At 40.9% G+C, this 13,100-nt stretch carries 13 protein-coding genes; 10 read left to right on the forward strand and 3 right to left on the reverse strand.

Annotated elements, in window-relative coordinates; translation table 11 throughout:
• Positions 1-18 precede the first annotated feature (18 nt).
• A complete protein-coding gene (locus C6N34_RS11925) occupies positions 19-1,530 on the reverse strand; it encodes an AAA family ATPase (protein ID WP_057177569.1) in 1,512 nt (503 codons plus the stop codon).
• Between the two features lie 70 nt (positions 1,531-1,600).
• On the opposite strand from C6N34_RS11925, the gene C6N34_RS11930 reads away from it, so the two are divergent.
• The 7 genes from C6N34_RS11930 (at position 1,601) to C6N34_RS11960 (ending at position 7,099) form a co-directional block, all read left to right on the forward strand.
• Positions 1,601-2,329 (forward strand): Bax inhibitor-1/YccA family protein, encoded by a 729-nt coding sequence (locus C6N34_RS11930; RefSeq protein ID WP_057177570.1) that lies wholly within the window; start codon positions 1,601-1,603, stop codon positions 2,327-2,329.
• 74 nt (positions 2,330-2,403) lie between these two features.
• Positions 2,404-3,523 (forward strand): peptide chain release factor 2 gene (gene prfB / locus C6N34_RS11935; RefSeq protein WP_115538107.1). Its coding sequence is split into 2 segments (ribosomal slippage): positions 2,404-2,475 and positions 2,477-3,523, totalling 1,119 coding nucleotides; the frame shifts between segments, so codons are not numbered across the junction.
• Positions 3,524-3,527: 4 nt separating this feature from the next.
• Positions 3,528-4,124, forward strand: coding sequence for a hypothetical protein (locus C6N34_RS11940; protein WP_006277581.1), 597 nt, complete (start codon positions 3,528-3,530; stop codon positions 4,122-4,124).
• A 3-nt stretch (positions 4,125-4,127) separates the two neighbouring features.
• Positions 4,128-4,697: a shikimate kinase gene (locus C6N34_RS11945; protein WP_057177571.1), complete on the forward strand. Its 570-nt coding sequence runs from the start codon at positions 4,128-4,130 to the stop codon at positions 4,695-4,697.
• Between the two features lie 50 nt (positions 4,698-4,747).
• On the forward strand, positions 4,748-5,641 hold the full coding sequence (gene argB / locus C6N34_RS11950) for an acetylglutamate kinase (RefSeq protein WP_175459360.1): 894 nt from the start codon (positions 4,748-4,750) through the stop codon (positions 5,639-5,641).
• 83 nt (positions 5,642-5,724) lie between these two features.
• Positions 5,725-6,240 carry an outer membrane protein assembly factor BamD gene (gene bamD, locus C6N34_RS11955; RefSeq protein WP_057177572.1) on the forward strand — a complete coding sequence of 172 codons (516 nt, stop codon included), beginning with the start codon at positions 5,725-5,727 and terminating at the stop codon, positions 6,238-6,240.
• A 52-nt stretch (positions 6,241-6,292) separates the two neighbouring features.
• Positions 6,293-7,099 carry a DUF3153 domain-containing protein gene (locus C6N34_RS11960; RefSeq protein WP_115538108.1) on the forward strand — a complete coding sequence of 269 codons (807 nt, stop codon included), beginning with the start codon at positions 6,293-6,295 and terminating at the stop codon, positions 7,097-7,099.
• A 25-nt stretch (positions 7,100-7,124) separates the two neighbouring features.
• On the opposite strand, the gene pdxH is transcribed toward C6N34_RS11960, so the two are convergent.
• Positions 7,125-7,769, reverse strand: a complete 645-nt coding sequence (gene pdxH / locus C6N34_RS11965; protein WP_115538109.1) for a pyridoxamine 5'-phosphate oxidase — start codon at positions 7,767-7,769, stop codon at positions 7,125-7,127.
• A 23-nt stretch (positions 7,770-7,792) separates the two neighbouring features.
• On the opposite strand from pdxH, the gene C6N34_RS11970 reads away from it, so the two are divergent.
• The 3 genes from C6N34_RS11970 (at position 7,793) to C6N34_RS11980 (ending at position 11,021) form a co-directional block, all read left to right on the forward strand.
• A complete protein-coding gene (locus C6N34_RS11970) occupies positions 7,793-8,833 on the forward strand; it encodes an AI-2E family transporter (protein WP_057177574.1) in 1,041 nt (346 codons plus the stop codon).
• 28 nt (positions 8,834-8,861) lie between these two features.
• Positions 8,862-9,668 (forward strand): segregation/condensation protein A, encoded by an 807-nt coding sequence (locus C6N34_RS11975; protein ID WP_057177575.1) that lies wholly within the window; start codon positions 8,862-8,864, stop codon positions 9,666-9,668.
• 183 nt (positions 9,669-9,851) lie between these two features.
• Positions 9,852-11,021 carry a sugar phosphate nucleotidyltransferase gene (locus C6N34_RS11980; protein WP_006278639.1) on the forward strand — a complete coding sequence of 390 codons (1,170 nt, stop codon included), beginning with the start codon at positions 9,852-9,854 and terminating at the stop codon, positions 11,019-11,021.
• 34 nt (positions 11,022-11,055) lie between these two features.
• Here C6N34_RS11980 and speA read toward each other — a convergent pair whose 3' ends face one another.
• A complete protein-coding gene (gene speA, locus C6N34_RS11985) occupies positions 11,056-13,071 on the reverse strand; it encodes a biosynthetic arginine decarboxylase (protein ID WP_006278638.1) in 2,016 nt (671 codons plus the stop codon).
• Positions 13,072-13,100: the final 29 nt, after the last annotated feature.

A 13,100-nucleotide genomic window follows, 5' to 3' on the forward strand; every position in this document is an offset into this window, starting at 1 on the left:
GATACATCCCACCACCTACTATAATTGACGTTGTATACGTTCAGTTAAAGAACTATGCTTAGAAGCTAGACGGGCCCGACCAGAAGCTGCCCATTCTTGAAGTTGTTGAATTTGTTCCACAGCTGTTCTAGCTAGAGGAATGATTTGACTAGCAGCTTCTAAAACATCATCAGTGATAAAATCACGGTTTTGACTAAACGCAATATGCATAGCCTCAATTAAAGTCTGCTCAATTTCTGCTCCAGAGAAATCAGGAGTTTCGTAGGCCAATCTATCAATGTCATAACCCTTGACATTGTGGGGACGTAACCTAGATAGGTGAACATGAAAAATAGCCTTTCTTTCTTCCTGGGTGGGTAAACCCACAAAGAAAATTTCATCAAATCGCCCCTTACGCAACATTTCCGGAGGTAAAGACTGAATATCATTAGCAGTAGAAACCACAAATACCGGAGAAGTCTTTTCTGCTAACCAGGTAATAAAAGTGCCAAATACCCGACTGGTTGTTCCCGCATCACCCCTACTACCCAAACCAGAAAAAGCCTTATCAATTTCATCAATCCACAATACACAGGGAGCTAGAGCTTCAGCAACTTGAATCATTTGTCTAGTGCGGGATTCCGACTCACCAACTAAACCCCCAAATAAACGACCCACATCTAAGCGTAACAGAGGTAAATGCCAATAGTGAGCGATCGCCTTAGCAGTGAGGGACTTACCAGTTCCCTGAATTCCCACCAACATTAAACCACGGGGGTGTGGCAATCCGTACTGTCGAGCCCGTTGTGTAAATGAGCCACCACGGCGAATTAACCAGTCTTTGAGATTATCCAACCCGCCAATATCAGAGATTTGCTCGGTAGCAGGGTAGAAGTCAAGAATTTGGGTTTGGCGAATAGTTTGGCGTTTTTCTTCCAGAACCAGGTCTACATCTTCTGGCAATAGCTCTCCATGAGATGCTAAAGCCCGTGACAGAACCCGGCGAATTCTTTCCATTGATAGACCCTGACAGGAACGTACCAAATCATCAACAAACTTACCAGACAGAGAGTTACCCGTGACCTGTAACAATTTTTCCACTTCAGTTTTAATTTCCGGGACAGTGGGTAAGGGGAATTCCACCACAGTCATAACTTCCGTTAAATCATCGGGGATCAGAACACGTGGGGATAATAAAACAATGTTTTTCGGTTGAGATTTCAGGAGTCGGGATAAATTGCGAAGTTTGCGAGCAATAGCCACATCGTCTAAAAAGCGATGATAATCTCTTAAAATTATAACCGCACAGACAGACGATGGTATTTTTTCAACAAATTCTAAAGCTTGCAGAGGATTGCGTTTACCAAAACCCTGATCATTAGGGTTTCCCTGATAACCATCAACAAAGTCCCAGGTATAAACCGGGCGATTTCCTTGATTTGTTGCTTCTTCTCTAATAGTAGCTTCCACCCTTTCCTCTTCCTGGGTAGGAATGTAAATTAGGGGATAGCGGGCACGGAGTAATAGTTTAAATTCTTCGCGGAAGTTCATAGTGATAGAATAGAGTTGTTATAATGACATAGGTAATTGCTATTTGTAAATTCGGCTGTAAACTTGTAGTATGAGCAACACTAGTAATTTTCGTCAAGCTTTTCGTGAGGCACAAAACCGCAGTCTCGTCGGTTCCAACGTTATTGCCAAAGCTTTGCCCTATGTTGGTGGTGGTCTTGTTCTCACCGCTGTGGGCACCTATGGTGGTCTAGGTATTATTAATTCCTACCCAGAACTATTCTTTTCTAGTTTTTTGGGTGCGGTAGTAGTGGAACTGATTTTGTTCTTTGTTGCCCAAAATGTGGCCAAGAAGGGTCAAAATGCCATTGCTTTGCCACTCCTAGCCATTTATAGTCTGTTGTCAGGATACACCCTCAGCGGCTTAGTATTCGTAGCTCTAGGCACCCAAGGAGTGGGTATTCAGGGTATTGGCATAGCAGCCTTATCATGTGGTATCACCTTCATTGTAGCCCGTCAAATCGGTAGTAATCTTTCAGAATCCGATGGCATGGCCCTGACGAAAACCATTTCTCTGGGAATACTAGCTTTAGTTGTTGTATGCCTAACTCAATTTGTTTTTGCTCTGTTCGGCGTTTATACACCCAGCTGGTTAGAAATTGGTATTTCTGGTCTAGGAGTATTTCTCTTTGCTGGAGCATCTGTAGTAGATTTTTACATACTACCCCGCACTTACACCAATGAAGAATACTTGCCCGCAGCTTTGTCAATGTATTTAACATACATTAACCTTTTTGTGTTTATTTTGAGACTGTTAATTGCCATTAATAGTCGGGACTAATCAACTTTAATCAATTAAAGTAGGAGCAGTTAACTGCTCCTACAACACTCTTGTTCTTATGGATAGGATAAACTATGGAAGTTCTAGAACTAAAACGGGAAATAGAAGTATTGTGTAATCGCCTGGGTAAAACCCAGGACTATCTTTGACGTACCCGCAGTCAAAGCCAAAATTCAAGACCTGGAACAGATCTCAGCCCAACCAGAATTTTGGGAAGACCAAAACCAGGCACAACAAACGCTTCAGGAACTAAACGACCTCAAATCTCACCTAGATCAGTATTACCACTGGCAGACTGACTTAGAAGATACTAAAGCAGTGGTGGAACTATTGGAACTAGAAGCAGATGAAGGACTCTTACAGGAAGCTGAAACTACCATTAACCAAATGCACCGCGATCTGGATCAGTGGGAGTTACAACAACTACTTTCTGGACCCTACGATAGCCAGGGCGCAGTCCTAACAATCAATGCAGGTGCAGGAGGAACAGATGCCCAAGACTGGGCATTTATGCTAATGCGAATGTACACCCGTTGGGCAGAAGCCCATGGTTATAAAGTGACACTAGCTGAAGAATCTGAAGGTGATGAAGCGGGGATAAAATCAGCTACCCTGGAAATTACAGGTCGTTATGCCTATGGTTATCTACGCGCAGAAATGGGAACCCATCGGTTAGTGAGAATTTCTCCTTTTAATGCCAATGGTAAACGCCAAACTAGTTTTGCTGGAGTGGAAGTTATGCCACAAATAGATAACTCCGTTACCCTAGAAATACCAGAAAAAGATTTAGAAATCACTACCTCCAGAGCAGGGGGTAAGGGTGGACAAAACGTCAACAAGGTGGAAACAGCAGTGCGCATAGTTCATATTCCTACGGGAGTAGCAGTGCGTTGTACAGAAGAGCGATCGCAATTACAAAATAAAGAAAAAGCTTTAGCTCGTCTAAAGGCTAAGCTTTTAGTTATTGCCAGAGAGCAACGTGCCCAAGAGATAGCTGAAATTCGTGGTGACATGGTAGAAGCATCCTGGGGTAATCAAATACGTAACTATGTTTTTCATCCTTACCAAATAGTCAAAGACTTGCGTACAAACCTTGAAACAACAGCTATTGGTGATGTGATGAATGGTGATCTGGATAATTTTATCCAAGCATATCTGAGGCAAGAAAATCAATTGGTAACCAGTGGTGAGTAGAAAATTGCCTTTTTTAGTGGTAGTACTGGTGGGACTAATGATTTTATTGGCCCAAAATCTTGCTCCTACCTTACCCCTAATGTTCTTGGGAATGCGGAGTCGTCCCCTACCCCTAGCTTTGTGGATTTTATTTAGCATTACTGCTGGTGGTTTAACATCTTTACTTATTAACACCTTTGTTAGCACCCTGTGGAAAATCACTGGGTATTCCACCACTGGTTCATCTGCTCCCCCAAGCGGATCAAAATCTTTTGATAATTATAATCAAGAGAATATACATTCGGTGAAGAATCCACCCAAGTCAAGAAATGGCAATGATGAGAGCAGCGATGAACTTGATGATTGGCTTAGGGGTTCCCAGGAAGGTGATGACTGGGATTTGACCCAACCACCAAAATCACCAACCCAAGGGAATGTTTCTCCTTCCGACTCCGTTTATTCCTACAGTTCCCAGTCACCCAAAAATACTGGGGTGGGGAAAACTGAATCTATTTATGATGCGGACTATCGAGTCATTATTCCCCCCTATCAACCCCCAAGCACCAACCCAAGGGATAATGATACTGATGATGATTGGGATTTTTTGACAGATGAGGAATAGATCATGGATGGTTCAATCAAGCAATTATTAAAAGGAGTAAACCTATATTTAATTGGCATGATGGGAAGTGGTAAAACTACCATTGGTAATTTATTAGCACAAGCAGTCAACTATAGTTTTATAGATACTGATGAAGTTATAGTCAAAGCTGCGGGTAAACCCATCAGCGACATTTTCATCACCGAGGGAGAACCAGCATTTCGTCAACTGGAAAGTAATGTTTTAGCTCAAGTCTGTGCCTATACTAAATTAACCATTGCTACAGGTGGAGGCATTGTTCTGCGCCGAGAAAATTGGAGTTATCTCCATCATGGGTTAATAATTTGGCTTGATGTACCAGTGGAAATACTACTAGAACGATTAAAAGAAGATCAAACAAGACCCCTTTTACAAGACCCAGACACCCAGAATAAATTGCGATCGCTTTTAGATAAGCGTTATAGTTTATACTCACAAGCTGATTTACATATTGAGATTACCCAACAGGAAACACCAGAACAAACGGTGACCAATATTCTGCAGGCAATTCCCGGAGTTTTGAAAACACCAGAAATTCCAAAATTAACTGGCTAAAGCTATATTTAGTTTCATAGCAAATTCAGCATCAAACTTGGAATATTTACATAATGGTTAACGATATTGAGTATATCAGGCAAGCAGAAGCTACCCGCGTTAAAATTCTCAGCGAAGCTCTACCATATATCCAGCAGTTTTCAGGTCGTACCGTAGTAGTCAAATACGGAGGTGCGGCGATGAAAGACAGTAATCTTAAAGACAAAGTTATTCGTGACATTGTATTTTTATCTTGTGTTGGTCTAAGACCGATTTTGGTTCATGGTGGAGGTCCTGAGATTAATAGCTGGTTGGATAAACTAGGGATAGAACCACAATTTAAAAATGGCCTGCGAGTAACCGATGCACCAACCATGGATGTGGTAGAAATGGTGCTAGTAGGTAGAGTCAATAAAGAAATAGTCTCTCTGATTAACCAATCTGGTGGTATGGGAGTGGGACTGTGTGGTAAAGATGGTAATTTGATTACCGCTCGTCCCCAGGGAGATGAAAGTATTGGTTTTGTGGGGGAAGTCAGCAGCATTAATATCAAAATTCTAGAAACCCTTTCTAAAAGTGGTTATATTCCAGTAGTGTCTAGCGTAGCAGCTGACGATAGCGGACAAGCTTATAACATTAACGCTGATACAGTAGCAGGAGAGATAGCAGCTGCTTTAGGGGCGGAAAAGTTAATTTTATTAACGGATACTAGGGGGATTTTAACAAACTACAAGGATCCATCTACTTTAATTCCTAAAGTAGATATTAGAGAAGCAAGAGAATTGATTAATGATGGTATAGTGAGTGGGGGTATGATCCCTAAGGTTAACTGTTGTGTGCGCTCTCTTGCGCAGGGGGTAAAGGCCGCCCATATAATTGATGGTCGTATTCCCCATGCTCTATTGTTAGAAATATTTACGGATGTGGGGATTGGAACTATGATTTTAGGATCTCAGTTTCAGTAAACACTAATAGGGCTTGTATCCAAAAGTTTCTCAATGGAGCTAGAAATTTAGGCCCTAAGTAACTATCAATGAACTAATCACCAATGGGCACAGAAAACCTAGAAACTGCGAAAAATCTTTACTCCCAAGGCAAAATCGCCTTTGAGAACGGAGAATATCAACAATCTGTAGATAATTTGGAAAAAGCTACCAGTCTACTGTTCCAAAATTCTCGCTTTGCTGGAGAAGTAAATATCTGGTTAGTTAACGCTTACGAAGCTACGGGAAGATCCCAAGAGGCGATCGCCCTTTGTCAAGAGCTTTCCCATCATCCCCATTATGAAGTTAAATCCCAGGCCAAGCGCTTAGTCTACATATTAAAAGCTCCCAAACTCAAACGACCAAAAGAATGGATGACAGAGATACCTGATTTTGCTACAATTTCTGAGCGTCAAACCAAAACCCTAATTGCTCCGCAAAAATCAACTTCACCCCAGAAATCCCCGGATTCAGAATATGTGGATCTTAGTCAGGTAAATACACAGGATAATCTTTTTATTTGGGTGGCTTTAATTATTGCTGCTTGTACTATTTCCTATTTAGTTTGGTTGAGTTTCTGAATGGGTTGTTAGCAGTTAGATGGAGTTTACCTTGTTCTAAAGGAGAAAATATATGGCCACATACAAAACCACAAGGTTGGTTTTTAAAAACAGTATCCATAGCAGAAGCTTAATAAAGCTGGCAAAAAACTCCAAAAAGGTGATGATGATTTTAATCATCTTTATGTCCTTAATCTTATCCGGTTGTGTAGAATACAATCTGGGTATTAATTTCCATGACAGTAATAATGCTGAATGGGTACAACACATTCGGATTGCTGAAAACTTGACCAGTTTCAGCAGTGATTATTTACAGGAGTGGTTTAATGTTTTATCTCGTCGCGTCAGCAACATAGGGGGTTCCACCAAATATATTTCTCCAGGTGAACTGGTGGTGAAAATACCTTTTACTCATGGTCAAGAACTAGAGGAGAAATTAGCCACTTTTTACCCACACTCCCTACAAACCTCTCTCCATGAACCAATCAATATTACTTCCAACATAACCCTAAAAGAAAATAACTTTTTGTTCCTATCCAGAAATAATTTAATTTATCAATTAGATTTGCGCTCTTTAGCAGGAGTAGTTGCACAAAAAAACAGTTCGGATAAAACTCAAATTTCCCTGTTCAACATAGACTTTACCCTCAAAACACCCTGGGGGAATATTAAGAATATTAATTCCACTGTAAAACCTCTCCCACCAGAAACAAATAACCAACAAATAACATGGCAAATGCAACTGGGAGAGTTAAATCAAATAGAGGTAGTGTTTTGGCTCCCCAATATGCTCAGTATTGGAACCTTAATAATTATTATTATAGTTTTGTTTGGTTACTACTTGAAATATTCCAGTTTAAATATACCCAATCAAAACTGATAATAAATAATATATTTAAACATATTTAAGGGGATAACCGCTCTATCCTCCACTCATGATTATGCAAACGGGTATACAGTAATCTATCGTGTAACCGACTAGAACGCCCCTGCCAAAATTCAATTTCCTGGGGAATCACTCGAAACCCTCCCCAGTCAGGAGGTCGGGGTATTGATTGATTTTCATATTTCTGCTCAAGTTCTGCCAATTTTAATTGCAAAAACTCCCGATGGGGAATGACTTCACTTTGATTAGATGCCCAAGCACCCAAGCGACTACCATGGGGACGCACTTCAAAATACCCATCAGACTCCTGGGGGGAAATTTTTTCCACCCCACCAACGATTCTCACCTGACGCTCCAATTGTGCCCACCAAAAAACTAATGCTGCATGGGGATTTATCCCTAACTCTTGTCCCTTATGACTATTATAATTAGTAAACAACACAAAACCCCTCTCGTCAAAGTCTTTTAACAAGACCATTCTGGCTGAAGGTTTGCCATCACAGGTGCAAGTTGCCAGGGTCATGGCATTAGGTTCGGGTAATTCCGCTGCTATAGCTTGATCAAACCATATTCTAAATTGTACAAGGGGATTCCCATTAATACTTTTCTCATCCAGTTCTTGTAAAGAGTAGTCCTGTCGAAGATCCGCTATAGTTCTATCCATTGTTGTGTTCCTGATTACTAAACATGCGACTTTCAGCTTCCCTGCAGACTATATTAACATACGGACTGGCCTGTCCACTTATCGCTGTGAATGTTTGGCTACTCTCTTTGTTGTTCCACTACTTCCAGCACCCAATCACTATTCTCAGCATCGCAGCTATTTTAGCTTTTTTGCTCAATTACCCTGTCCAGTTACTAGAAAAGGCCAGGATTACTAGAACTTACTCAGTCATAATAGTTTTAGTGATTACTTTAACCCTATTGGTGATTCTGGGTTTTACCCTAGTCCCCATGCTAGTGGAACAAACAACCCAGCTCCTCAAAAATATCCCCGATTGGGTGACTTCCAGTCAAGAAAATTTAAGTAGGTTACAGGTCTTAGCTCGTCAAAAGCGTTTGCATATTGATTTCAGTGTGGTTAGCAGTCAAATTAATGCCAGCGTGCAAAATATTCTACAACAAATTGCCTCCGGTGCAGTGGGTTTTGCTGGAACTTTATTGTCCGGACTTTTAAATATAGTCCTAGTCGTCGTATTGGCATTTTATATGCTGATATATGGCGATCGCTTGTGGTCTGGCTTAATTAATCAACTACCATCCTATATTGGATTACCCCTGAGCAAATCCTTACAATTGAATTTTCATAACTTTTTTTTGAGTCAACTGTTGTTAGCATTATTCATGGTAATCGCTTTAACACCAATTTTTTTATTTTTAAGAGTTCCCTTTGCTCTATTATTTGCGATTATTATAGGAATCTCCGAACTAGTTCCTGTAATTGGTGCTACTTTGGGTATAGGGTTAGTGACCTTACTAGTATCCTTACAGACTTGGTGGTTAGCATTTCCAGTAGCAATGGTGGCAATTATCATACAACAGATCAGAGATAATATCCTAGCACCCAAATTACTTGGTAATTTTACCGGACTCAATCCCCTATGGATTTTCATTGCCATTTTGATGGGATTTGAAATTGGAGGTTTGCTGGGGACTTTAGTAGCAGTACCAATTGCGGGTACTATCAAGAGTACAGTTGACACTATTAGAAACAACGGAATAACTTAGAAAAAATGGTTTTTAATTATACATTTCCATGGATGCCAAAGATCTGTTAGCAACAATTAACAACCTGATTGAACAGGCCAAAAGGGGAGAGATAGATCCCTGGAATGTGGAAGTAGTTGAGGTAATTGACCGGTATTTAGAATTCATGTCACCCCAAGGTACCACTCAAGGTTATGAATCAGATTTGCACCAGTCCGGTCAGGCTTTTCTATCCGCATCTATGCTTGTTCTTTTTAAAGCAAATACCTTAATGGAGTTGTCAAGAATAGATAGTGAAATAGATAATAGTTCTGAAGATGTAGTTACAGATGATAACAATACAGAGTCACATAGTATAGAGAGGTTGCAGTTAGAGAGGCAATTAAGAAGGCGGACCGCTGCCATGCCCCCACCTAAGCGTCGCGTTACTCTGGTAGAATTAATCGAGCAGTTACAGATTATGGCTAGTCAGCTAAAGGAGGTAGAAAAGCCAAACAAATCGGAGCGACCTAGGCGTCAGCCAACTATGAAAACCATGAAAGCGGCCTTAGAATTAGCCCACCAGGAAAATCTCACCCAGGTTGCTGTGGAGGTGGAACAGGTGTTGCTTCTAGCAGCAAAAGAAGAAAATTCATCAGAACCATCCTGGGGATTAGAAGAACTGGTAGAGTTGTGGAGTGGTACACAACAAGCAAATCAGGTGGACAAAAAATCTAGCAGTGAGCACAATTCCGAGCATGGTAACCTAGTCAGTGTGTTTTGGGCACTATTGCTCCTTTGTGCCCAGTCTAAAGTAGAGCTATTCCAGGAAGAATTTTATCAGGAAGTCAAAGTGCGGTTATTAAGACAGAAGTAGTTGCTAGTACCCTAAATTCTTAGATCAAATTTGATAAATATATGGTAATGGTAAATTATTGATTGGTGGGCCAGCTATAACTAAAAATCCGTGGTTGCCAAAAAGTATTGGATAATCAAACTATAATTGGGTATTTTAATGATAATAAACTGGCTTGTGGTTGAGGAACAGGAGTAACATTTTATGAAAGCAATGATTCTAGCAGCGGGTAAAGGCACTCGTGTACGCCCTATTACATATACCATTCCTAAACCAATGATTCCCATTCTGCAAAAGCCAGTAATGGAGTTTTTGCTAGAGTTATTGCGTAAACATGGGTTTGACCAGATCATGGTTAATGTGAGCCATTTAGCTGAGGAGATAGAAAATTATTTCCGTGATGGTCAAAGGTTCGGAGTGCAGATTGGTTATTCTTTTGAGGGTAAAATAGACGATCAAGGGAAATTAGTGGGGGAAGCTATCGGTTCAGCTGGGGGAATGCGTCGTATCCAAGATTTCTCACCTTTTTTTGATGAAACATTTGTAGTTTTGTGTGGTGATGCTTTAATTGATTTAGACCTCACCGCAGCAGTTAAGTGGCACAGGTCTAAGGGTGCAATGGCTACTATTATTACCAAGTCTGTCCCCCAAGAGGAAGTTTCTAGTTATGGTGTGGTTGTCACAGATCATGATAACCGAGTGCGAGCTTTTCAGGAAAAACCATCCGTTGAAGAAGCTCTCAGCACCAATATTAACACCGGTATTTATATCTTTGAGCCAGAAGTGTTTAAGTATATCCCATCCGGTGTTGAATATGACATTGGTAGTCAGTTGTTCCCCCACCTGGTGGAAATTAATGCTCCCTTTTATGCTATCCCCATGGATTTTGAATGGGTAGATATTGGTAAAGTACCTGATTATTGGCGGGCAATTCGCGGTGTTTTACTGGGAGAGATTAAAAATGTACAAATACCCGGTTATGAAGTTGCTCCAAATATATATACTGGTTTAAATGTAGCCGTAAATTGGGATCGGGTAGATATTACTGGACCTGTTTACATTGGTGCTATGACTCGAATTGAGGATGGGGCCAAAATTGTCGGACCATCCATGATTGGACCAAATTGCTGGATTTGTGGGGGTGCGACTGTGGATAATAGTGTGATTTTTGAATGGTCTCGCTTAGGTCCAGGAGTTCGCTTGGTAGATAAGTTGGTATTTGGACGGTATTGTGTAGATAAAATGGGCGCTGCTATTGACGTACAAGCAGCAGCTTTAGACTGGCTAATTACTGATGCACGTCAAACCCTACCCGCTGAAATTCCTCCAGAACACCAAGCGATCGCCGAGTTGTTAGGAGCAATTACAGTTTAGGAAATGGTAGGGGAATGGGGATTGATAACTTTGATTAACTGTTATTTAGATACGTATATCTTCTCAGACTTTGTTCGTAGGTTTGCAGCAATCTTTGGGATTCGGATAAGGTGATACGGTCTTCTAATAGAGCTTGTTCACAACGCTGGCGAATATTTTCTACCATGTCTTCTGAATCATACTGGACATAACTGACTACTTCGCTCATGGTATCCCCTTTGACAACGTGCTCAATTTGGTAACCTTTGGGCGTAAGTTGAATGTGAACAGCATTGGTATCACCAAACAAGTTATGTAGGTTGCCCATGATTTCTTGGTAAGCACCGTTGAGGAACATCCCTAAATAATAGGGTTTATCAGGGTTGAATTTATGCAGCTCTAAAACCGATTTAACATCTCTTAGATCGATAAATCGGTCGATTTTGCCATCGCTATCACAAGTTAGGTCTGCTAAAATGCCCCTTTGAGTCGGTTCTTCATCTAAACGGTGAATGGGCATGATAGGAAATAATTGGTCTATGGCCCAACAGTCTGGTGCTGATTGAAATACGGAGAGATTAATGTAATAGATAGAAGCCATGATTTTTTCCAGATCTTCCAATTCATCTGGTACATATTCTTGTTGCCTAGTAATTTCCAGGATTTTTTGACAACAAGCCCAGTATAAACGCTCAGCCTTGGCTCGCTCCTGTAGACGTAATATGCCTAAGTTAAATCGACTAATCGCTTCTTCCTTGAACTGGGCAGCGTCATGATAGAACTCTTGATAGTTTTCTTTGTTGATACACTGATATGTCTCCCACAAGTATTTTATAATTGGGGATTCTCCTTCCTGGAGCTCCTCCGGTGGATTCAGTGGAACATCACTGGTACTTAAAACATCAAAGATAAGCACGGACTGGTGCGATGCGATCGCTCTTCCACTTTCACTAATTAGGGTAGGTACAGGAATTTTACTTTCCGAGCATGTATCTTTCAACTCTGCTACAATATCATTGGCATAGTTTTGCATATTGTAGTTTTTAGAGGCATAGAAATTTGTTTGGGAACCATCATAATCTACTCCTAACCCGCCACCCACATCCAAGAACTTCATGTCAGCACCTAACATTGCCAGTTCCACATAGATCCGACTAGCTTCTTGAATGGCATCTTTAATCACATTAATCGCAGAAATTTGTGAGCCAATATGAAAGTGAAGTAGTTGTAAACAATCCAGTAAATTGGCAGATCTTAACCTATCCACAGCTTCCATGATTTCTGGAATAGTCAAGCCAAATTTAGCACGGTCTCCCGTGGAAGTTCCCCATCTACCCATGCCTTGAGTGCTTAATTTTGCCCGTACTCCTAAAATTGGTTTAATCCCTAACTGAGCACTAGCTGCGATCGCTAGATCGACCTCTTCAATTTGTTCCAGGACAATAATTGGAGTTTGTCCTAGTTTTTGAGCCAACATTGCCGTTTCTATATATTCTCGGTCTTTATAGCCATTACAAACTAATAAAGCTCCTGGTGTGTCTAATAAAGCCAGAGCAATCATTAATTCTGGCTTAGAACCTGCTTCCAGTCCAAACTGATGAGGCTTGCCAAAACGCACCAAATCTTCAATTAAGTGCCGTTCTTGGTTGCATTTGACCGGAAAAACCCCCCTATACACTCCAGAATAATTATAGCGAGCGATCGCCTTGGCAAAGCAAGAGTTTAAGCGCTCTATACGATCCTCTAAAATATCAGAGAAACGAATTAACAAAGGTAGTCCCAGATTTCGTTGTTTTAGAGCATTGACCAACTCAAACAAGTCCAGAGATCCACCCCGATCTCCCTTGGGAGAGACTGTAACATGTCCTGCTGCATTAATGGAAAAATAAGGTCTACCCCAACCTTCAATGCGATATAGATCTTCACTATCCTCTATTTTCCAACTGCGGGATAAATCACCCGATTTAGTGCTGGGGGGTAGTAGTTTTTTATGTTTTTGGTTTTTCAATTCTGATTTATGTCCATTAGTATGAACTTTGACGATTTCATCGGTAATTGACTCGACACCCATTTCTTCCTCACCTTGTGTTGTGTTTACCC

The sequence above is a fragment of the Cylindrospermopsis raciborskii Cr2010 genome, assembly GCF_003367075.2.
GTDB lineage: Bacteria > Cyanobacteriota > Cyanobacteriia > Cyanobacteriales > Nostocaceae > Raphidiopsis > Raphidiopsis raciborskii.

Bases quoted from the DNA above. Each gene is read 5' to 3' on its own strand.
- bamD (WP_057177572.1), top strand. From the start codon at position 5,725: ATGGGCACAGAAAACCTAGAAACTGCGAAAAATCTTTACTCCCAAGGC.
- C6N34_RS11975 (WP_057177575.1), top strand. From the start codon at position 8,862: ATGGATGCCAAAGATCTGTTAGCAACAATTAACAACCTGATTGAACAG.
- C6N34_RS11970 (WP_057177574.1), top strand. From the start codon at position 7,793: ATGCGACTTTCAGCTTCCCTGCAGACTATATTAACATACGGACTGGCC.
- C6N34_RS11925 (WP_057177569.1), bottom strand. From the start codon at position 1,530: ATGAACTTCCGCGAAGAATTTAAACTATTACTCCGTGCCCGCTATCCC.
- pdxH (WP_115538109.1), bottom strand. From the start codon at position 7,769: ATGGATAGAACTATAGCGGATCTTCGACAGGACTACTCTTTACAAGAA.
- C6N34_RS11980 (WP_006278639.1), top strand. From the start codon at position 9,852: ATGAAAGCAATGATTCTAGCAGCGGGTAAAGGCACTCGTGTACGCCCT.
- C6N34_RS11930 (WP_057177570.1), top strand. From the start codon at position 1,601: ATGAGCAACACTAGTAATTTTCGTCAAGCTTTTCGTGAGGCACAAAAC.
- C6N34_RS11960 (WP_115538108.1), top strand. From the start codon at position 6,293: ATGGCCACATACAAAACCACAAGGTTGGTTTTTAAAAACAGTATCCAT.
- C6N34_RS11945 (WP_057177571.1), top strand. From the start codon at position 4,128: ATGGATGGTTCAATCAAGCAATTATTAAAAGGAGTAAACCTATATTTA.
- speA (WP_006278638.1), bottom strand. From the start codon at position 13,071: ATGGGTGTCGAGTCAATTACCGATGAAATCGTCAAAGTTCATACTAAT.